We start from the raw sequence: 19453 nt of genomic DNA, 5'->3' as shown, positions 1-19453 counted from the left end.
CCGGCGCGCCGGTCTGTTCGTACGAGTTGTGCCAACCGCCTGCCGGGCGGCCCCGGCTTGGGCCATCCTCGTGGCCATGACCTCCGAGCAGCCGTCCCCCGAGCCGCCGGTCCCCGCGCGGCCGGACGAAGCCGCCGCCCGCCCGTCGCGGGGCCTGGTCCTCGCCGTCTCGGCCGTGCTGGCCGTACTGCTCGCGGTGGTGGCCACCGTGCTGCTCTGGCCGGAGAGGAAGCCGGCCGCGCTGCCTCCCCCGCCCGCCCCCGCCGCCACCACCCCGAGCCCGACCCCCACACCCACCCCGACGCCCACGCCGACGCCGACGCCCACCAAGGCGGTGCCGTACACCTTCTTCACGGCCGGCTCCTGCTTCGACCACCCGCAGCTGAACAAGTCGGTCACCAAGCCGGAGGCGCGTCCCTGCGAGGGCGCGCACGACGGCGAGGCGATCGGCACCCTGCTGCTGCCGGACGGGCTGACCGGTGACAGCCAGATCAGCAAGGCGATGCGGGACGGGTGCAAGGACCCGCAGGCCGCGGCGGAAACCCGCCAGGGCGGCGGCGGGCCGTACTACGGGTACCCGGTCGGCCCGTCGATGACCTTCTACCAGCAGGGCTGGCGGGACTACACCTGCACCCTGACGGCCAGCAACCACCCGGGCGGCACCAGGCTCACCGGGCACCTGAAGTAGCCCCCGTCCGCACACCCCCGGGGCACCCGGGCCCTACGCTTCTGACCATGTCGAACCACGCCCTCGCCGAGCGCCACCGGCTGGCCGAACTGCTGGCCGCCGCCGGGCCGGACGCCCCCACCCTCTGTGCCGGGTGGTCCACCCGCGACCTCGCCGCCCACCTGGTGATCCGGGAGGGCCGGCCGGACGCCGCGGCGGGCATCCGGCTCGGCCCGCTGGCCGGCTGGACCCACCGGGTGCAGGACGGGTACGCCGAGCGCCCCTACGAGGAGCTGGTGCGGCGGTTCCGCTCCGGCCCGCCGCTGCTCTCGCTGTTCGCGCTGCCCGGCGCCGACGAGGCCGGCAACACCGTCGAGTACTTCGTGCACGCCGAGGACGTCCGCCGGGCGGGCACGCAGTGGCGGCCGCAGCCGGTGCCGCCGGGGCGGGCCGAGGCGCTCTGGCGCCGGCTGCCGCTGCTCGCCCGGCTGGAGGCGGGCCGCCGCTCCCCCGCCCGGCTGGAGCTGCGCCACCCCGACGGACGGAGCCTGACGGTCGGCCCGGCGGGCGCGCCGACCGTCCGGATCACCGGCGAGCCGGGCGAGCTGCTGCTCTTCGTCTACGGCCGCGGCGAGCGGACGGAGCTGTCCGTCGACGGCCCGCCGGACGCCGTCACCGCCCTGCGGCACGTCCTCCCGCTGCCCCCGGCGACGCCGTAGGGCCGCCGGGCGACTCGGGACCGGCGGCTCGGCTGCGTCCGGCTGCGGATGTGGGTGGCGGGGTGCAGACTCGCAGATGGCCGGGGTGGGGTGCGTGCGCGCCCCCGCGAAACCGCCCGGCCGCCCTTTCCCGTCGAAGGAGCACCACCCCCATGCTCACTACCGACTTCCCCACCGGCGCGCCCTGCTGGATCGACCTCGGCACCCCGGACCCGGCCGCGGCCGCGGCGTTCTACGGCGCGGTGTTCGGCTGGACGTACCAGGGCCTCGGCCCGGAGGCCGGCGGCTACGGATTCCTGCAGGCCGACGGCAAGACCGTGGCCGCGATCGGGCCGCTCACCGAGGAGGGCGCGCGGTCCAGCTGGACGACGTACTTCAGGACGCCCGACGCGGATGCCACCGCCAAGGCCGTCGAGCAGGCCGGCGGAACCGTCCGGGTCGCGCCGTTCGACGTCATGGACGCCGGGCGGATGGCCCAGATCACCGACCCGCAGGGGGCGCAGTTCGCGCTCTGGCAGGCCGGCACCACCAAGGGCCTGGACGCGGTGTCCACCGACAACGCGCTGGTCTGGGCCGAGCTGCACACCAGTGACCAGCAGGCCGGCTTCGGCTTCTACCGGACGCTGTTCGGGTGGCGCTCGGAGAAGTTCCCGGCCCCGGGGATGGAGTACCTGGTGGTCTCCACCGCCGACGGCGACCAGCGGGCGACGAGCTTCGGCGGCATCGCACCGATCATGGGCGAGGGCCAGCCGCCCTCCTGGACGCCGTACTTCGCCACCGAGCAGGTGGACGAGCTGGTCGGCCGGGGCCAGACGGCCGGGGGCACGGTGCTGATGGGCCCCGAGCAGGTCCCGGACGTCGGCCGGATCGCCTGGCTGGCGGACCCGTTCGGCGCGCCGTTCGCCCTGATCAAGGGCGAGCCGCCGAAGGAGTCCTGAGCGCGTCCGCCGGTGCCGTCCGCGTCCGGCGAGGACGTGGACGGCACCGGCCGGAGTTCAGCGGACGAGCTGCCCGGCCTCGCGCAGCGCGTTCTTGACCTCGCCGATCCGCAGGTCGCCGAAGTGGAAGACGCTGGCGGCGAGCACGGCGTCCGCGCCGGCCTCCACCGCCGGGGCGAAGTCGCCCAGCTTGCCGGCGCCCCCGGAGGCGATCACCGGGACGGCGACGGCCTTGCGGACCGCCCGGATCATGTCCAGGTCGTAGCCGTCCTTGGTGCCGTCCGCGTCCATCGAGTTGAGCAGGATCTCGCCCGCGCCCAGCTCGGCCGCCCGGCCGGCCCACTCGACGGCGTCCAGGCCGGTGCCCTGGCGCCCTCCGTGGGTGGTGACCTCGAAGCCGGACGGCGTCTCGGTGCCCTCCGGGCAGCGCCGGGCGTCCACCGAGAGCACCAGCACCTGGCGGCCGAAGCGCTGCGCGATCTCGCGGATCAGCTCCGGGCGGGCGATCGCCGCGGTGTTGACGCCGACCTTGTCGGCGCCGGCCCGCAGCAGCTTGTCGACGTCCTCGACGGCGCGGATGCCGCCGCCGACGGTGAGCGGGATGAAGACCTGCTCGGCGGTGCGGCGCACCACGTCGTAGGTGGTCTCGCGGTCCCCCGAGGAGGCGGTGATGTCGAGGAAGGTCAGCTCGTCGGCGCCCTCGGCGTCGTAGAGCTTGGCCATCTCGACCGGGTCGCCGGCGTCGCGCAGGTTCTGGAAGTTGACGCCCTTGACCACTCGGCCGGCGTCGACGTCCAGGCAGGGGATGACTCGTACTGCGAGGGTCACGGCTGTTTGCCTTCCAGAGCTTCCATGGTGCTTGCGAGCCCGGCGCGGTAGGCGTCGATCTCGACCTCGACCATCATCCGGGTGTCGATCAGCCCGGCGACCACCACCATGGTGGCGACCGGGCGGGCGGCCTCGAAGAGGGCGCGGTGGGCGCGGCCCACCTCGTCGGCGTCGCGGACGTGGGTGATGTACATCCGGGTGCGGACCACGTCGTCCGCGGTCAGTCCGTACGCGGCCAGGGCCTGGAGGCCGACGCCGAAGGCGGCGAGGGTCTGCCCGTACGGGTCGCCCTCGTGCTCGATCTTCCCGTCGACCCAGGCGGTGGAGCCGGCCACGTGCACGTGGTCCCCGGCCGCGACCGCCCGCGAGTAGCCGAACTCGCCCTCCCAGGGGGAGAATCCGGCGACCCGGCCGCGCACGACCTGACATTCCGTCATCCTGAAACCGCCTCCAGGGCCTCTTCGAGGGTGAACTTCTGCTCGTAGAGTGCCTTGCCGACGATGGCGCCCTCGACTCCCTCGCCGACCAGCGTGGCGATCGCCCGCAGGTCGTCCAGCGAGGAGACGCCGCCGGAGGCGACGACCGGCTTGTCGGTGGCGGCGCAGACATCGCGCAGCAGCTGGAGGTTGGGGCCGGTCAGGGTGCCGTCGCGGTTGACGTCGGTGACGACGTAGCGGGCGCAGCCCTCGGCGTCCAGGCGGGCCAGCACGTCGAAGAGCTGGCCGCCGTCGCGGGTCCAGCCGCGGCCGCGCAGGGTGGTGCCGACCACGTCCAGGCCGACCGCGATCTTGTCGCCGTGCTCGGCGATGACCTTGGCGACCCACTCGGGGCTCTCCAGGGCGGCGGTGCCCAGGTTGACCCGGGTGCAGCCGGTGGCGAGGGCGGCGGCCAGCGACTCGTCGTCGCGGATGCCGCCGGACAGCTCGACCTTGATGTCCAGCGCGCCGGTGACCTCGCGGAGCAGGTCGCGGTTGGAGCCCGTCCCGAAGGCGGCGTCGAGGTCGACCAGGTGGAGCCACTCGGCGCCGGCGTTCTGCCAGGCGAGGGCTGCGGCGAGCGGCTCGCCGAAGGAGGTCTCGGTGCCGGAGGCGCCCTTGACCAGGCGGACGGCCTGGCCGTCGCGGACGTCGACGGCGGGGAGCAGTTCGAGGCGGCTCATCGTTGCAACTCTCAGATCGTCAGAGGGGGTCGGCCCGGTCAGAGGGTGTCGACCCAGTTGGTCAGCAGGGCGGCGCCGGCGTCGCCGGACTTCTCGGGGTGGAACTGGGTGGCCCACAGCGGGCCGTTCTCGACGGCCGCGACGAACGGCTCCCCGTGGGTGGACCAGGTGACGAGCGGGGGGTTGATCCGCGCGCTGTGCACCTCCAGCTCCCAGCTGCGCACCGCGTAGGAGTGCACGAAGTAGAAGCGGGTGTCGGCGTCCATGCCGGCGAACATCCGGCCGCCCTCGGGGGCGTCCACGGTGTTCCAGCCCATGTGCGGCACGACCGGCGCGTTCAGCGGCTCGACGGTGCCGGGCCACTCGTCGCAGCCGGCGGTCTCGACGCCGTGCTCGACCCCCTTCTCGAAGAGGATCTGCATGCCGACGCAGATGCCCATGACCGGACGGCCCCCGGCGAGGCGGCGGCCGATGATCCAGTCGCCGCGGACGGCCTTCAGCCCGCGCATGCAGGCCTCGAAGGCGCCGACGCCGGGGACGAGCAGGCCGTCCGCGTCCATGGCGGTCTGGAAGTCGGAGGTGACGGTGACGTTCGCGCCGGTGCGCTCCAGGGCGCGCTGGGCCGAGCGGAGGTTGCCCGACCCGTAGTCGAGTACGACGACGTTCTTGCCCATGTTCAGGTGTCCACTTTCTCGGTGGCTGCTCGGCGGTTTCCGGAGCGGCTCTGTACGGCGGCGTTGCGCCGCGGCGGCGGCCGGGGCACGGGCGTCAGAGGCGCGGCGGCGTCAGAGACGCATGACGCCGGAGGCCAGGCAGAGCACCGAGCCTATGGCGAGCACGGCGATGACGCCCTTCGGGATCTTCTGCTTCCAGAAGGAGATCACCCCGCCCGCCAGGAAGAGTCCGACGAAGATGAGGACGATCGCGGCCTTGCTCACAGCGCACCCTTGGTCGAGGGGAGGATGCCGGCCGCGCGCGGGTCGCGCTCGGCGGCGTAGCGCAGCGCCCGGGCCAGAGCCTTGAACTGGCACTCCACGATGTGGTGGGCGTTGCGTCCGTAGGGTACGTGGACGTGCAGCGCGATCTGCGCCTGGGCCACGAACGACTCCAGGATGTGCCGGGTCATGGTGGTGTCGTAGGCGCCGATCATCGGCGCCATGTTCTCCGGCTCGGTGTGCACCAGGTAGGGGCGGCCGGAGAGGTCGACGGTGACCTGGGCGAGCGACTCGTCCAGCGGCACGGTGCAGTTGCCGAAGCGGTAGATGCCGACCTTGTCGCCGAGGGCCTGCTTGAAGGCGGCGCCCAGCGCGAGGGCGGTGTCCTCGATGGTGTGGTGGGTGTCGATGTGCAGGTCGCCGTCGGTCTTCACGGTGAGGTCGAAGAGGCCGTGGCGGCCGAGCTGGTCGAGCATGTGGTCGTAGAACCCGACGCCCGTGGAGATGTCGGTCCTGCCGGTGCCGTCGAGGTCTATCTCGACCAGGACCGAGGTCTCCTTGGTGGTGCGCTCGATGCGTCCGATACGGGACATACGGGGTTACAGCTCCTTGATCACAGTGCTGACGGCGTCCAGGAAGGCGTCGTTCTCGGCGGGGGTGCCGGCGGTGACGCGCAGCCACCCGGGGACACCGTTGTCCCGGACGAGGACGCCGCGGTCGAGGATGGCCTGCCAGACGGCGTGGGTGTCGGCGAAGCGGCCGAACTGGACGAAGTTGGCGTCCGAGTCGGTCACCTCCAGGCCCAGTGCGCGCAGCGCGGCGACCAGCCGGTCGCGCTCGTCCTTGAGCCGGCCGACGTAGCCGAGCAGGGTGTCGGTGTGCTCCAGGCAGGCCAGCGCGGTGGCCTGGGTGACGGCCGACAGGTGGTAGGGCAGCCGGACCAGCTGCACCGCGTCCACCACGGCGGCGTCGGCGGCCAGGTAGCCCAGGCGCAGGCCGGCCGCACCGAAGGCCTTGGACATGGTGCGGGTGACCACCAGGTTGGGGCGGCCCTCCAGCAGCGGCAGCAGCGAGGCGCGGTGCGAGAACTCGACGTACGCCTCGTCGACGACGACCAGGCTGGGCCGGGCCGCCTGCGCGGCCTCGTACAGCCGCAGCACGGTGTCGGCGTCGACGGCGGTGCCGGTCGGGTTGTTCGGCGAGCAGACGAAGACGACGTTCGGCCGGTGCTCGGCGATGGCCTCGACGGCGGCCTCCACGTCGATGGTGAAGTCCTCGTTGCGCGGACCGGAGATCCAGTCGGTGCCGGTGCCCCGGGAGATCAGGGCGTGCATCGAGTACGAGGGCTCGAAGCCGATCGCGGTGCGGCCGGGGCCGCCGAAGGTCTGGAGCAGCTGCTGGAGGATCTCGTTGGAGCCGTTGGCGGCCCAGACCTGCTCGCGGGTGCGGGCGAAGCCGGTGGTGGCGGTCAGGTAGGCGGCCAGGCCGGTGCGCAGCTCGACCGCGTCCCGGTCGGGGTAGCGGTTGAGGGTGCGGGCGGCCTCGGCGACGCGCTCGGCGATCCGGGCCACCAGCTCCTCGGGGAGCCGGTACGGGTTCTCGTTGGTGTTCAGCTGGACGGGGACGTCCAGCTGCGGGGCACCGTACGGGGACTGCCCGCGCAGCTCGTCGCGGATGGGGAGGTCGTCGATCTTCGTCACGTGCCGGGTACCGTCCAGTCGAAGCGGGCCTTGATCGCGTCACCGTGACCGGGCAGGTCCTCGGCGTCGGCGAGGTTGACGACGTGCGCGGCGATGCCGGCCAGCGCCTCGCGGTCGTACTCGACGACCTGGACGCCGCGCAGGAAGGTCTGCACGGAGAGCCCCGAGGAGTGGCAGGCGCAGCCGCCGGTCGGCAGCACGTGGTTGGAGCCGGCCGCGTAGTCGCCCAGCGAGACCGGGGTCCACCGGCCGATGAAGATCGCGCCCGCGTTGCGGACCCTGGCGGCGACGGCGTGCGCGTCCCGGGTCTGGATCTCCAGGTGCTCGGCGGCGTACGCGTTGACGACGACCAGGCCCTGGTCGAGGTCGTCGACCAGGATGATGCCGGACTGGCGGCCGCCCAGCGCCTCGGCCACCCGCTCGGCGTGCTTCGTCCGGGCGACCTGCGTCTTCAGCTCGGCCTCCACCGCGTCGGCCAGCGCGGCCGAGTCGGTGACCAGCACCGAGCCGGAGGTCGGGCCGTGCTCGGCCTGGCTGATGAGGTCGGCGGCGACGTCCACCGGGTCGGCGCTGTCGTCGGCGAGGACGGCGATCTCGGTCGGGCCGGCCTCGGAGTCGATGCCGATCCGGCCGGCGAAGTAGCGCTTGGCCGCGGCGACGTAGATGTTGCCCGGGCCGGTGACCATGGTGACCGGCTCGCACTCCTCGGTGCCGAGCGCGAACATGGCGACCGCCTGGGCGCCGCCGACCGCGTACACCTCGGTGACGCCGAGCAGCGCGCAGGCCGCCAGGATGGTCGGGTGCACCCGGCCGCCGAAGGCCTTCTGCGGGGGCGAGGTCACGGCGATGCCCCGGACGCCCGCCTCCTGGGCCGGCACCACGTTCATCACGACGGAGGACGGGTAGACGGCCAGGCCGCCCGGCACGTACAGGCCGACCCGGTCCACCGGCACCCAGCGCTGGGTGACCGTGCCGCCCGGCACCACCTGGGTGGTGTGGCCGGTGCGGCGCTGGTCGGCGTGGACGATGCGGGCGCGGCGGATCGACTCCTCCAGCGCGGCGCGGACCTTCGGGTCCAGCGTCTCCAGGGCCTCGGCGAGCTGCTCGGCGGGCACCCGGGTGGACTCCAGCCGCACGCCGTCGAACCGCTCGGTGATCTCGATCAGCGCCGCGACCCCGCGATGGCGTACGTCCTCGGCGATCGGCCGCACCTTCTCCAGGGCGGCCGCGACGTCGAAGTCGGCACGGGGCAGCAGGTCGCGCGGGTCGTCGAGGGATCCGCGCAGGTCGATTCGTGAGATCACGCAGCCCAGTGTAAGGAGTGGCCGGATCTGGCCGCCCCGGCATTTCAGTCCGTGATACGAAAGGCGAGACGGCCGGGGGAGACGGGGGAACGATGGCGGAACGGGCACCGGACGGCTGGACCGCGGTGGAGCAGGGCCTGTGGGAGGCGTTCCGGCAGGGCGGGGTGCACGACCTGCGGACGGGCGACGCCGAGCAGGACGACCCGTTCGGCGGTGTCGCCTGGGGCCCGGAGCGCACCGTCCGCGCCGAGGTGCTCTCCCGGCTGCTGCTGGCCGGGCCGGCCGCCGCCCCCGGCCGGGTCGCCTCGCTCAAGCTGAGCGGCGTCCGGGTCACCGGCCCGCTGCGGCTGGCCGGCGGCACCATCGACCACTACGTCGAGATGCACGACTGCCGCTTCGAACAGAAGATCCTGATGTCCGAGGCCGAGGCGGGCACGCTGCGCTTCGTCGGCTGCCTGATCCCGCGCCTGGAGGCCTCCCGCCTCGCCACCTCGGGCGACCTGCACCTGGCCCGCTGCCGGATACCCGAGGGCGTCCGGCTCACCGACGCCCGGATCGGCACCGACCTGCTGCTCAACCAGACCGTGCTGGGCGGCGACCGGTTCGGCCGGGCGCTGTCCGCCGACGGCATGGCCGTCAACCAGGACTTCGAGGCCGACCGGCTGGAGTCCCGCGGCGAGGTCAGCCTGCGCACCGCCCGGATAGGCGGCCGGCTCTCGCTGCGCGGCGCCCAGCTGCACGCCGTCCCCGCCAACCGCTGCGCCCTCAACCTGGTCCGGATCACCGTCGGCCACACCCTCTACCTGAGCGGCTCGGTGGACGGCGGCTGGTACGGCTCGCAGACGTACTACGGCTCCGGCTACGGCGAGATCCCGCCGGCCGGCGCCCCCAGCACGCCGTTCCGGTCCCACGGCGAGGTCCGGCTCTCCGACGCCCGGTTCGAGGCCGCCTGCCTGCTCTCCGACGCCGAGTTCCACCTCGGCCCGGAGCAGGAGCTCTCGCTGCGCCGCGTCCACACCCCGGAGCTTCGGTTCACCTGCCGCTTCCCGGCGGGCGGCACCGTCTCGCTCTCCCGCGCCAAGGTCGGCAACCTCGTCGACGCCCCCGGCTCCTGGCCTCAGGGCAAGCACCTGGGCCTCACCGGCTTCACCTACGAGTGCCTGCGCCCGGCCGCCCCGTTCACCGTCCAGCAGCGGATCGCGTGGCTGGAGGGCTCGTCGGTGGAGTTCCAGCCCGAGTCCTACGAGCAGCTGGCCGCCGCCCTGCGCCGCGACGGCGCCGACGACGACGCCCGCGAGGTGCTCTACGCCAAGCAGCGCCGCCGCCGGCAGACCCTGCCGCTGCCCGCCCGGGTCTGGGGCCGGATCCAGGACGTCACCGTCGGCTACGGCTTCCGCCCCGGCCGGGCGGCGCTCTGGCTGCTGCTCGCCTGGGCGCTCGGCAGCGTCTACTTCGCCACGCACGAGCTCCAGCCGCTCAAGGCCGACGAGCGGCCGCACTGGAACCCGGTGCTGTACGCGCTCGGCCAGCTGCTGCCCGTCATCGACCTCGGCCAGCAGGGCTGGAACCCCGGCGGGGCCGACCAGTGGGTGACCTCCGGCCTGGTCGTCGTCGGCTGGATCCTCGCCACCACCGTCGCCGCCGGGGCCAGCCGGATGCTCCAGCGCGGATAGCCGCGGGCTGCGGCCCGGGCCGCCCGGACTCCCCGTGCGCAAACCCGGGCGCACGGCGGGCACCCGGGGAACTACGCTGTCGGCCGTGACAGAACGGCTGCCGCTCTTCCCGCTGAACACCGTGCTCTACCCGGGCCTGGTGCTGCCCCTGAACGTCTTCGAGGAGCGCTACCGCCGTCTGCTGGCCGACCTGCTCGCCCTCCCCGAGGACGAGCCGCGCCGGTTCGGCGTGCTCGCCATCAAGGACGGCCGCGAGGTCGCGCCGGTCCGCGCCGACGACGGCCCGGCCGGCCCGCTCGACGGCCTCGGCACCGCCACCGGCGACCCGCTGGAGGCTCTGCACCACGTCGGCTGCGTGGCCGACGTCGCCTCCGCCCAGGAGCAGCCCGACGGCCGGTACGAGCTGCTGGTCACCGGTACCACCCGGTTCCGGCTCCGCTCGGTGGACACCGCGGGCCCGTACCTGACCGGTGAGATCGAGCCGATCGACGAGGAGCCCGGCGAGGGCGCGGGCGCGCTCGCCTCCGGCGTCGAACGGGCCTTCCGCGCCTACCAGAAGCGGTTGGCCGGCGCCCGGGAGGCCAGCACGGTCGGCCGCCAGGAGCTGCCGGACGACCCGCAGGTGCTCTCCTACCTGGTGGCCGCGGCCTCGGTGTTCGAGACCCCGGTGAAGCAGCAGCTGCTCGCCTGCCCCGACACCGCGCAGCGGCTGCGCACCGAGCTGGAGCTGCTGCGCCGCGAGACGGCCGTGCTCAGCTGGCTGCCCTCGCTCCCGGCGGTCGACCTCACCCGCCAGTCCTTCAGCCCGAACTGACCCGGCCGCGCGCCGAAGCCCCGTCCCGGAGACCTCCACCATGGCCAGGAAAGCGAAGAAGGGCGGCCAGGGCACGCCCGCCACGGTCGCCCTGGAGAGCGCCGCCGTCGCGTTCACCGTGCACGCCTACGAGCACGACCCGGCCGCCGCGTCCTACGGCGGCGAGGCCGCCGAGGCGCTCGGCGTCCCGGCCGACCGGGTGTTCAAGACCCTGGTCGCCGACGTCGACGGCGTCCTCACCGTGGGCGTCGTCCCGGTGGCCGGTCAGCTCGACCTCAAGGCGCTCGCCGCGGCGGTCGGCGGCAAGCGGGCCGCGATGGCCGACCCCGCCGCGGCCGAGCGCAGCAGTGGCTACGTCCTCGGGGGCATCTCCCCGCTCGGCCAGCGGCGCCCGCTGCGCACCGTGGTGGACGACAGCGCCCTCGCCCACGCCACGGTGTACGTCTCGGCCGGCCGCCGCGGCCTGGAGGTCGAACTCGCCCCCGCCGACCTGGTCGCGCTGACCGGCGCCCGCACCGCCCCCATCGGCCGCTGAGCCGCGCGGACCCGCCCGACCGGCCGGACCCGCCGGATCGGTCGGGTTGGCGGTGCGGACGCGAGACGCTTTTCCGGACCGCTGCGAACCCTTTGTCGAATTCACCATCGACCACGCATTTCCTGTTCGACCCAGGCGTCACACCCACCCCTCGTTGAAATACTCCCGTAATAGTCGTCCCGTGCGTACGAAGGGATTGTCCGGGCCCGCCAGGCCCGATTCCACGTATCGCACCGCCGACGCGGCGGCATCGAGCAGGGAAACGTTTCCCCACTGTGCGCCGGGCTCCCGCGGAGCGCACTTCCCCGCACCTCCACCGCCCCCTCGGGGACGGCCGCACCCGGACGGGGCTCCCGACCTGCACAGACCCGGTCGCCCTCCGGCGCGCCGGACGGCGGCGCCCGGCGCACCGCACCCGGCGGAGCACCGGGCGACGGCCGGGCCCCGGAGCCGTGCGGCTCGCGTCTTCGCGCCGGCTCGAAAGTCCGGGGTGCCGTACGCACCGGCGCATCGAGGTGACGGGTACGCTGAAATTCGCGCCATTGCCGGGGTACTTGTCGCACCTCAATACTTCGGATCGTCACATCGACCGCCGGTTTTCCAGCCGGCTGCCGAGGACCTCGCCCGTTACCAGCCGCCCCCTGATCCCGCCCCCGCGACCGCGGTGGTTCCCGGCCGGCCCGATGCCGAGGAGGACTCCGTTGGACAACCGGTACGAGGCCTACGCCTACGCCGACCCGCTGTTCTACGACTCGCCCCGCCGCTGGGGCGCACACGAGGAGTTCGAGGCCGTCACCCGGCCGCTGCCCGACGGCTGGGAGCGCGGCGACCTGGAGATGTGGTCCGTCGTCCGCCCGACCGGGGTCCGGCTGCCGGAGCAGGGCTGGAAGATCCACGTGTCGGCCCGCGTCGAGGACGCCGAGGAGGTGCTGGAACTGGTCCACGGCTACTGCCTGGACACCCGCGTCACCTTCAAGTTCCTGCGCGGCCTGCCCATCCTCCAGGTGCAGAACTCCAAGTACGCACCGCGCGGATCCAGCGGGAAGTTCTGCACCCTCTATCCGGTGGGCGACGACGAGCTGGAGCGATGTCTCGACGGCCTGGGCCACCTGCTGGCCGGGCGCCGGGCGCCGTACATCCTCAGCGACCTGCGGTGGGGCGACGGACCACTGTTCCTGCGCTACGGCGGGTTCTCGGAGCGGTACTGCCGCAACGAGGCCGGCGAGCGGGTCCTCGCCCTCGCCGGACCGGACGGGCGGCTCGTCCCCGACGTCCGGGGGGCCGGGTTCGCCGTCCCGCCCTGGGCGCCCGTCCCGGACTGCCTGGCCCCGGCCCTCGCCGCCCGCTCCGCCCAGCAGGACTCCGGGCTGCCCTACACCGTGGAACGCGTCCTGCACTTCTCCAACGCCGGCGGCGTCTACCTGGCGGGCGGAGGCCCCGACGGCACGCAGGTCGTCCTGAAGGAGGCGCGGCCGTTCGCCGGCCTGGACCAGCGCGGTGTCGACGCGGTCACCCGGCTGCACCACGAGCACGACGTGCTGGCCCGCCTGGCCGGCGTCCCCGGGGTGCCCGCCCTGCACGGGATGCTGACCGCCTGGGAACACCACTTCCTGGCCGAGGAGTTCGTGACCGGCCGGTCGCTCACCGAGTGGCTCACCGCCCGCTACCCGCTCATCCACCCGGACAGCGACGAGGCCGCGGTCGCGACGTACACCTCGGAGGCGCTGGACGTCGTCGGGCGGATCGAGGAGTCGCTGGCCGCGATCCACGCCCGCGGGATCGTCTTCGGCGACCTCCACCCGCGCAACCTGATCGTCCGGCCGACCGGCGAGGTCTGCTTCATCGACTTCGAACTCGCCAGCCCCGCCGACGCGTTCGTCCGCCCCGCGCTCGGCGCGGCCGGCTTCACGGCACCGGCCGGCTACACCGGGCCCGACATCGACCGGTACGCGCTGGCCGCCATCAGGCTCTGGCTCTTCCTCCCGCTGGCCCAGCTGCCGGCCCTCGACCCCGGCAAGGCCGACGAACTCGCCGACGCCATCGAACGGCGCTTCCCCGTACCGCCCGGCTACACCGACGACATCCGGCGGTTCCTCGGCCCCTCGGCCGAGGCCGGCCGCACCCCCCGGCCCGACGTCGGCCGGCGCCGCGCCGAGGCCTGCGCCCTCCTCACCGCGCCCGTCCCCGACTGGCCGCGGATCCGGGACTCGCTGGCCCGGGGCATCGCCGGGACGGCCACCCCGGACCGCCCCGACCGGCTCTTCCCCGGCGACGTCGCACAGTTCACCCACGGCGGACTCGGCCTCGCGCACGGCGCGGCGGGCGTCCTGTACGCCCTGCGCGCCACCGGCTCCAAGATCGACCCCGGGCACGTCCGGTGGCTCGTCCGGGCCGCCCGCACCCGTCCCCTCACGGCCGGGCTGTACCACGGCGGACACGGCGTGGCCTACGCGCTCGACCTGCTCGGGGAGCGGGAGGCCGCGCTCGGCCTGCTGCGACGCCTGCCCGACCCGGCGGCCGAGAGCCCCGGCCCGGGACTGGCCTCCGGCGGCCCCGGCATCGCGCTGGCCCTGCTGCACTTCGCCACCACCGGTGAACCCGGCCTGCTGGACCAGGCCGTCGGGCTGGCGCGCGCCTCGGCCGACGCCCTGGAGAAGGCCGGCCGCGGCGACTCCCGGCGGCGGGCCGGCCTGCTGGCCGGGGCCTCCGGCGCCGCCCTCGCGCTGATCAGGCTCCACGAGCACACGGGAGAGTGGAGTCTGCTCGACCAGGCCGAGTCCCTGCTGGAGCTCGACCTCGACCGGTGCACGGACGTCGCGGACGGCACGCTGCAGGTGGTCGACGGGCGACGCGTGCTCCCGTACGTCGAGACCGGCAGCACCGGGATCGGCCTGGTCCTGGACGCCCTGCTGGCCCACCGGCCCGACAGCCCCGTGGCCTCCGCCGTGCCCCGCATCCGGCGGGCCGCCGAGCCGGAGTTCGTGATCCAGCCGGGCCTGTTCAACGGCCGGGCCGGCCTGCTCGGCTACCTCGCGCTCACCGGGCGGGGCCCCGGCACGGCCGAACTCGACCGGCAGCGCCGCCTGCTCGCCCTGCACCAGGTCACCTACCGCGGCGAACTCGCCTTCCCCGGAGACCAGTTGCTCCGGCTTTCGACCGACCTCGCCACCGGCTCCGCCGGCGTGCTGCTCGCGCTCGGCACCGCACTGGCCGGCACCCCGTTCCTGCCCTGGACCGGCCACCCGCGCACCGCGGCCGCCTCCGCGGGCCGCTGACGGCCCGCCAGGTCCACCCCGGCGCCCAGGCGCCCCACCTGCTCCCGGCCTCCCGGCCGGGTGGTTCCACCCCTCACCACCGTTAGGAGAACAGTCATGGCGATCCTCGACCTCCAGACCATGGAGCTGCCCGAGACCGAGGCGGCCCCGATCGACGACACCCTCGCCAGCACCAGCTCGCTGAGCGTCCTCAACTGCGGCACCAGCACGGTCAGCACCCTGCTGTGCCTCTGATCCGCGGCACGGCCCGCTGAGGGCCGGGCGTGGCCGGGGACGGCCGCGCCGGGGTGCACGCCACGTACGGCCCCGGCGGCGGCACGGTCCGACCCATCACCAGAAAGGCTCCCCGTGGCCGACCAGCCGCCTCCCACCTCCCCCGGGGCCCCGGGCGCGATCCGGCTCCGCGACGAACTCGCCGCCGACCCGCTCCGGCTCGCCGCCGCGCTGGTGCTCGCGCTGGCCGCCACGGCCGCCGCGCTGGCCCTGCCGCTGCTCGTCCGCGAGATCGTCACCGACTTCGCCGCACACCGGCCGCTGACCCCCGACGTCCTGCTGATGTGCGCCGCCGCCGTCGGCGGCGCACTCGCCCAGGCGCTCTCCGGGTTCCTTCTCGCCCGGCTCGGCGAACAGCTGGCCTACCGCCTGCGGACCCGCATCATGGAGCACGCGCTGCACCTGCCGCTCACGGTGGTCCGGGCCCGGGGCACCGGGGAGCTCGCCGCCCGGATCACCTCCGACGCGCTGCTGCTGCGCCAGGTCGTCGAGGTCGCCGCCCAGCTGCCGCTGGCCGTGCTGACCGTCGCGGCGACCCTCGGGGTGATGGTCTGGATCGACTGGGTGCTCACGGTGGTCACCGTGCTCTCCCTCGCCGTACTGGCGGTGCTGGTCCTGCTGATCCTGCGCCGGATGAGAACCAACGTGGCGGGCCAGCAGGACGCCGTGGGGCGCATCGCCCAGCGGTTCACCGCCGACCTCGAAGCACTGACCACGGTCAAGGCCTGGCGGGCCGAGCCGTTCGCCGCCCGCGCGCTGGCGGCCGACGCCGAGCAGCTGCGCACCGTCTCCCTGGAGGGTGCCCGGCTCACCGCCCTGGTGCCGGCCGTGCTGGCCCTGGGCAACCAGTTCGCGATGATCGCCGTGATCCTGACCGGCGGCGCCAGGCTCGCGGCCGGCGACCTCGACGTGGCCGCCTTCGCCGCCTTCCTGCTCTACCTGCTGCAGACGATCCCCTCGGTCAGCACCCTCGCCACCGGCTCCGGCCGGCTCCAGGCGGGCCTGGCCGCCCGCGACCGCTGCAACGAGCTGCTGGAGCTGCCCGGGGAGGCCGGCCCGGAGGACGAACGGCCCGCTCCCACCCCGCTCCGGGACGCCCCCGCCGTGATCTTCCGGTCCGTCTCGTACACCCACGCGGGGGCGCGCCGCGCCGCGCTGCGGGACATCTCCTTCAGCACGGCCCGCACCGGCCTCACGGCCGTGGTGGGGCCCTCCGGCGCGGGGAAGAGCACCGCGCTCGCGCTGATCGACCGCTTCGTGCGGCCCTCCTCCGGTTCCATCTCGGTACTCGGCCACGACTCCCGGCACTGGCCCCTGGACGCCCTGCGCGCCCGGGTCGCCTACGTCGACCAGGCGTTCACCCTGCTGGAGGCCACCGCCCGGGAGAACCTCCAGCTCGGCCGGGCCGACCAGGCCGGCGAGGAGGAGCTCGCGGCGGCGCTGGACGCCGTCGGCCTCACCGAGGACATAGCGCGGCTGCCGCAGGGGCTGGACACGCCGCTCGGCCGCGAGACCGACCTGTCCGGCGGCCAGCGGCAGCGCATGGCACTGGCCCGCGCGCTGCTCTCCGACGCCGACATCGTCCTGCTGGACGAGCCCACCAGCCAGCTCGACGGCATCAACGAACAGCGGTTCCGCAGCGTGGTGGCCGGCCTGGCCGCCTCACGCGCCGTGATCGTGGTCGCCCACCGGCTGTCCACGGTCCAGCACGCCGAGCACGTCATCATGATGCGCGACGGCACCGTCGTCGACGCCGCGGACCACCGCACCCTGCTCCAACGCTGCCCGCCCTACCGCGAGCTGGTCGCCGCCCAGGCGACGGCACCGGGCTGAGGGCCCGCCGCCCGGCGCCGGGACCTCAGCCCTCCTGCCGCGGAGCCGCCCCGTCGTGGCGCGGAGCCGCCGCGTCGTGGCGCGGGGCCGCATCGTCCTGGCGCAGGACCGCCTCGTCCTGCGGCTGCGGCGCGCCGTAGGGCCCGGCCCAGTACGGCGGCGGGTCCTCCTCGCGCTTTCCGAACGCCGCCGAGAGCGCCAGCAGCACCACCATCGCCGCCATCGGCCAGGCCAGCAGCGCCCCGTACGCCCCGAGGTCGATGTCGGCGTTGAAGTGCCCGCCGTTGCCGACCCGCCGGGCCTCCGCGACCAGGTCGCTGCCGGGGCCGAGCCGGCGGCCCAGCGACCACGCGCCCAGCGAGGCCAGCAGGCCGCCGACGGCGAGGCCGACCGCGACCGCGATCCCGCCACCGCGGCGGCGGGTGACCAGGAAGGCCCCGAGCGCGGTCAGGATGCCCATGCCCAGCCCGATCAGCACGAAGACGCTGTCGGCGCCGGCCCGCTGCTCGCCCTCCGGGTCGGCGTAGAGGATCTTGTTGCCGTCGACCACCAGCGGCACCTTGGGCGCCAGCCAGACCCAGAGCCCGGCCATCACCACGCCCAGCACCAGGCAGACCAGCAGCGTGATCGCACCGACCTTCAGCTCCGGCCGCAGCCGCTCCAGCGCGGGCCGGCGCGGCGGCCCGGCGAGCACGCCGCCCGGCAGGGGCGGGACGCCCGCGGAGCCCGGCGCCGGCGGCGGCGCGTACGGGTCCGGGGCGGCGGCCGGGCCCTGGCCGGTGGTGTCCGCGTCGGTGCCCGCGGCCGCGCGCAGAGGATCCGGAGGTGTGTTCGGTACGGTCACGGGCCCATCGTTTCACGACGGCCGCCCGAACGGACCCGCCACCCGCACCGCGGACGCCGGCCCCGCGGCGCCCTACCGGGTGGTGGCCCGCCGGTACGCCCAGGTGGCGACGGCCAGCGACGCCACGCCCACCCCGGCGCAGACCGCGAGGTCACCCGCCACCGCCGCCCAGTCCGGGTCGGCCGCGAAGCTCCGGGCGAAGGCCTCGACGCCGTACGTGGAGGGCATCAGGTCACGCAGCCAGAGCACCGGCTGCGGCAGGTGGTCCACCGGGAGCACGCCCAGCAGCAGCGCCGCGGACATGCCGAGCTGCCCCAGCATGGTGGCGATCTCCTGCTTCGGCGCGAGCAGCCCGAAGGCCGCGCCGATCCCGGAGAGCGCCGCACCGGCCAGCGGCACCACGGCGAGCAGCACCCAGAGCTGCCCCAGCGGCAGCCCGAACATCACGGCCCCCACGGCGGCCGTCACCAGCGCGCCGGGCAGCGTGAACGAGGCGTACGCGGCGGCCGTGCCGAGCACCACGGAGGCGGCGGGGACGGGCAGCGTGGCGTAGTGGTCGAGGCCGCCGGTGGCCCGCAGCCGGCCGAAGTACTGGGCGAGCAGGTTGAGCGCGACGAAGGCGACCACCAGCACGCTGGAGCCGGCCACCACCGAGCGCGCGGCCGGGGTCTGCCCGGCGTCCACGACGCCGCGCATCATCACCAGGATGCCGAGCGACTGGAAGGTGGCCACGAACAGCAGCGGGATGCGGGCCACCTTGGCCCGGGCCAGCTGCGCCCGGTAGACGGCGGCCAGCGCGGGCAGCAGCCGGGCGGCGGGGGCCAGCGGGGCGGGCCCGGCGTCCTCGGCCGGAACGGTCTGCGGCGGCGCGGAGAGCAGCGTCACTTGGCCAGTCCTCCATGGCGGCCGCCCAGCTTGAGGTAGGCGTCCTCAAGGCTCGGGGTGGCCAGGGTGAAGTCGTCCAGGGCGGCGAAGGCCGGGCCGGTGGTGACGGCGGCGACCAGTTCGCGGGCCTGCTCGGGGGTGGTGCGCACGGTCCAGCGGCGGCCCGTGCGCTCGGCCCGTTCGGCCAGGGCCGCGACGGCGGGCACCGCCAGCGGCGCCTCGTCCCGCCAGACCAGGTCGAGCCGGACGTCGCCGTCGACCAGCGCCTTGAGCCCGCCGGGCGTGTCGCAGGCGATCACCCGGCCCTCGTCGATCACCGCGACGCGGTCCAGCACGGTCTCCGCCTCGATCACGTTGTGGGTGACCAGCAGCACGGTGGTCCGCCGCTCGGCCCGGCGCCGCTCGACGGCGCTCCAGACGGCGCGCCGGGCGACCGGGTCCATGCCGGTGGTCGGCTCGTCCAGGACGAGCAGCGGCCGGTCCCCGACCAGGGTGGCGGCGAAGCAGGCGAGCCGGCGCTGGCCGCCGGAGAGCTTGGCGAGCGGCCGGTGGGCGAGCGGCTCCAGGGCCAGCTCGGTGAGCACCTCGTCGGCGGCGGCCCGGGCCTGTGCCCGGCCGAGGCCGCGCAGCCGGCCGGTGGTCTCGGCGGCGAGCGCGACGGTCAGCTCGTCCAGCGCGGTCGACTCCTGGCCGAGGTAGCCGAGCAGCCGGGCGGCCCGCTCGGGGTGGCGGACGACGTCGTGGCCGAGGATCTCGACGGAGCCGGAGTCGGGGCGCAGCAGTCCGGTGAGCTGGCGGACCAGGGTGGACTTGCCGGCGCCGTTGGGTCCGAGCAGCCCGAAGATCTCGCCCTGCCGGACGGTCAGCGTGATGCCGTCGTTCGCCCGGATCGGGGCGATGGGGCCGCCGCGCCCGGAGCGGTACGTCTTGACCAGGTCGCGTACGGCACAGCACGGCGAGGTCTCCTGGGGCGCCCGCCCGGCCGTCTCGTCCACGAGCGAAGACTTTACGCCGTGGAGCCCGCGAACCGGACAAGGGGGCCCGATCCCCCGCAACCGGTACGGCCCGCGT

At 74.7% G+C, this 19453-nt stretch carries 20 protein-coding genes; 9 read left to right on the top strand and 11 right to left on the bottom strand.

Going from position 1 to position 19453, the window contains the following annotated elements; genetic code table 11:
- The first annotated feature begins 76 nt into the window (after nucleotides 1-76).
- The 3 genes from J5Y04_RS12225 (at nucleotide 77) to J5Y04_RS12215 (ending at nucleotide 2324) form a co-directional block, all read left to right on the top strand.
- Complete coding sequence (locus J5Y04_RS12225; protein WP_209412130.1) at nucleotides 77-688, top strand: hypothetical protein; 612 nt, start codon at nucleotides 77-79, stop codon at nucleotides 686-688.
- Nucleotides 689-735: 47 nt separating this feature from the next.
- Nucleotides 736-1386 (top strand): TIGR03085 family metal-binding protein, encoded by a 651-nt coding sequence (locus tag J5Y04_RS12220; protein WP_209411990.1) that lies wholly within the window; start codon nucleotides 736-738, stop codon nucleotides 1384-1386.
- 152 nt (nucleotides 1387-1538) lie between these two features.
- Nucleotides 1539-2324 carry a VOC family protein gene (locus J5Y04_RS12215; protein ID WP_209411989.1) on the top strand — a complete coding sequence of 262 codons (786 nt, stop codon included), beginning with the start codon at nucleotides 1539-1541 and terminating at the stop codon, nucleotides 2322-2324.
- Nucleotides 2325-2381: 57 nt separating this feature from the next.
- Here J5Y04_RS12215 and hisF read toward each other — a convergent pair whose 3' ends face one another.
- From hisF to hisD, 8 genes are all read right to left on the bottom strand, one after another.
- Entirely contained in the window at nucleotides 2382-3152 is a 771-nt protein-coding gene (hisF, locus tag J5Y04_RS12210) for an imidazole glycerol phosphate synthase subunit HisF (protein ID WP_209411988.1), read from the bottom strand.
- Nucleotides 3149-3589 carry a Rid family hydrolase gene (locus J5Y04_RS12205; RefSeq protein WP_209411987.1) on the bottom strand — a complete coding sequence of 147 codons (441 nt, stop codon included), beginning with the start codon at nucleotides 3587-3589 and terminating at the stop codon, nucleotides 3149-3151. Before J5Y04_RS12205 ends, hisF begins: the two co-directional genes overlap by 4 nt.
- Nucleotides 3586-4311: a bifunctional 1-(5-phosphoribosyl)-5-((5-phosphoribosylamino)methylideneamino)imidazole-4-carboxamide isomerase/phosphoribosylanthranilate isomerase PriA gene (gene priA, locus J5Y04_RS12200; RefSeq protein WP_148645547.1), complete on the bottom strand. Its 726-nt coding sequence runs from the start codon at nucleotides 4309-4311 to the stop codon at nucleotides 3586-3588. Before priA ends, J5Y04_RS12205 begins: the two co-directional genes overlap by 4 nt.
- A gap of 38 nt (nucleotides 4312-4349) precedes the next feature.
- Nucleotides 4350-4985, bottom strand: a complete 636-nt coding sequence (gene hisH, locus J5Y04_RS12195) for an imidazole glycerol phosphate synthase subunit HisH (protein ID WP_148645546.1) — start codon at nucleotides 4983-4985, stop codon at nucleotides 4350-4352.
- A 111-nt stretch (nucleotides 4986-5096) separates the two neighbouring features.
- Complete coding sequence (locus J5Y04_RS12190; RefSeq protein ID WP_174315760.1) at nucleotides 5097-5249, bottom strand: hypothetical protein; 153 nt, start codon at nucleotides 5247-5249, stop codon at nucleotides 5097-5099.
- On the bottom strand, nucleotides 5246-5839 hold the full coding sequence (hisB, locus tag J5Y04_RS12185; protein WP_209411986.1) for an imidazoleglycerol-phosphate dehydratase HisB: 594 nt from the start codon (nucleotides 5837-5839) through the stop codon (nucleotides 5246-5248). The genes J5Y04_RS12190 and hisB overlap by 4 nt, the downstream gene beginning before the upstream one ends.
- Nucleotides 5840-5845: 6 nt before the next feature.
- The gene (locus tag J5Y04_RS12180) at nucleotides 5846-6946 is read right to left on the bottom strand and encodes a histidinol-phosphate transaminase (protein WP_209411985.1); all 1101 of its coding nucleotides are present in this window, start codon (nucleotides 6944-6946) and stop codon (nucleotides 5846-5848) included.
- A complete protein-coding gene (gene hisD, locus J5Y04_RS12175; RefSeq protein WP_209411984.1) occupies nucleotides 6943-8250 on the bottom strand; it encodes a histidinol dehydrogenase in 1308 nt (435 codons plus the stop codon). The genes J5Y04_RS12180 and hisD overlap by 4 nt, the downstream gene beginning before the upstream one ends.
- Nucleotides 8251-8342: 92 nt before the next feature.
- Here hisD and J5Y04_RS12170 point away from each other — a divergent pair, with 92 nt between their 5' ends.
- From J5Y04_RS12170 to J5Y04_RS12145, 6 genes are all read left to right on the top strand, one after another.
- Complete coding sequence (locus tag J5Y04_RS12170; RefSeq protein ID WP_209411983.1) at nucleotides 8343-9923, top strand: oxidoreductase; 1581 nt, start codon at nucleotides 8343-8345, stop codon at nucleotides 9921-9923.
- 85 nt (nucleotides 9924-10008) lie between these two features.
- On the top strand, nucleotides 10009-10737 hold the full coding sequence (locus J5Y04_RS12165; protein WP_209411982.1) for an LON peptidase substrate-binding domain-containing protein: 729 nt from the start codon (nucleotides 10009-10011) through the stop codon (nucleotides 10735-10737).
- Between the two features lie 40 nt (nucleotides 10738-10777).
- Nucleotides 10778-11272 (top strand): Cys-tRNA(Pro) deacylase, encoded by a 495-nt coding sequence (ybaK, locus tag J5Y04_RS12160; protein ID WP_148645540.1) that lies wholly within the window; start codon nucleotides 10778-10780, stop codon nucleotides 11270-11272.
- Nucleotides 11273-11973: 701 nt separating this feature from the next.
- The gene (gene lanKC / locus J5Y04_RS12155) at nucleotides 11974-14547 is read left to right on the top strand and encodes a class III lanthionine synthetase LanKC (protein WP_209411981.1); all 2574 of its coding nucleotides are present in this window, start codon (nucleotides 11974-11976) and stop codon (nucleotides 14545-14547) included.
- Nucleotides 14548-14643: 96 nt separating this feature from the next.
- Entirely contained in the window at nucleotides 14644-14781 is a 138-nt protein-coding gene (locus J5Y04_RS12150; RefSeq protein ID WP_176189324.1) for a SapB/AmfS family lanthipeptide, read from the top strand.
- Between the two features lie 114 nt (nucleotides 14782-14895).
- The gene (locus tag J5Y04_RS12145) at nucleotides 14896-16653 is read left to right on the top strand and encodes an ABC transporter ATP-binding protein (protein WP_209411980.1); all 1758 of its coding nucleotides are present in this window, start codon (nucleotides 14896-14898) and stop codon (nucleotides 16651-16653) included.
- A 25-nt stretch (nucleotides 16654-16678) separates the two neighbouring features.
- Here J5Y04_RS12145 and J5Y04_RS12140 read toward each other — a convergent pair whose 3' ends face one another.
- From J5Y04_RS12140 to J5Y04_RS12130, 3 genes are all read right to left on the bottom strand, one after another.
- Nucleotides 16679-17497, bottom strand: coding sequence for a hypothetical protein (locus J5Y04_RS12140; RefSeq protein WP_209411979.1), 819 nt, complete (start codon nucleotides 17495-17497; stop codon nucleotides 16679-16681).
- A 72-nt stretch (nucleotides 17498-17569) separates the two neighbouring features.
- Nucleotides 17570-18382: an ABC transporter permease gene (locus J5Y04_RS12135; protein ID WP_209411978.1), complete on the bottom strand. Its 813-nt coding sequence runs from the start codon at nucleotides 18380-18382 to the stop codon at nucleotides 17570-17572.
- Entirely contained in the window at nucleotides 18379-19377 is a 999-nt protein-coding gene (locus J5Y04_RS12130) for an ABC transporter ATP-binding protein (RefSeq protein ID WP_209411977.1), read from the bottom strand. The genes J5Y04_RS12135 and J5Y04_RS12130 overlap by 4 nt, the downstream gene beginning before the upstream one ends.
- Nucleotides 19378-19453 lie beyond the last annotated feature (76 nt).

It is taken from the genome of Kitasatospora sp. RG8, assembly GCF_017813315.1.
Taxonomy (GTDB): domain Bacteria; phylum Actinomycetota; class Actinomycetes; order Streptomycetales; family Streptomycetaceae; genus Kitasatospora.
Note: the sequence above shows the minus strand (reverse complement) of the source record. Positions and strands in the feature narration are given on the sequence as shown.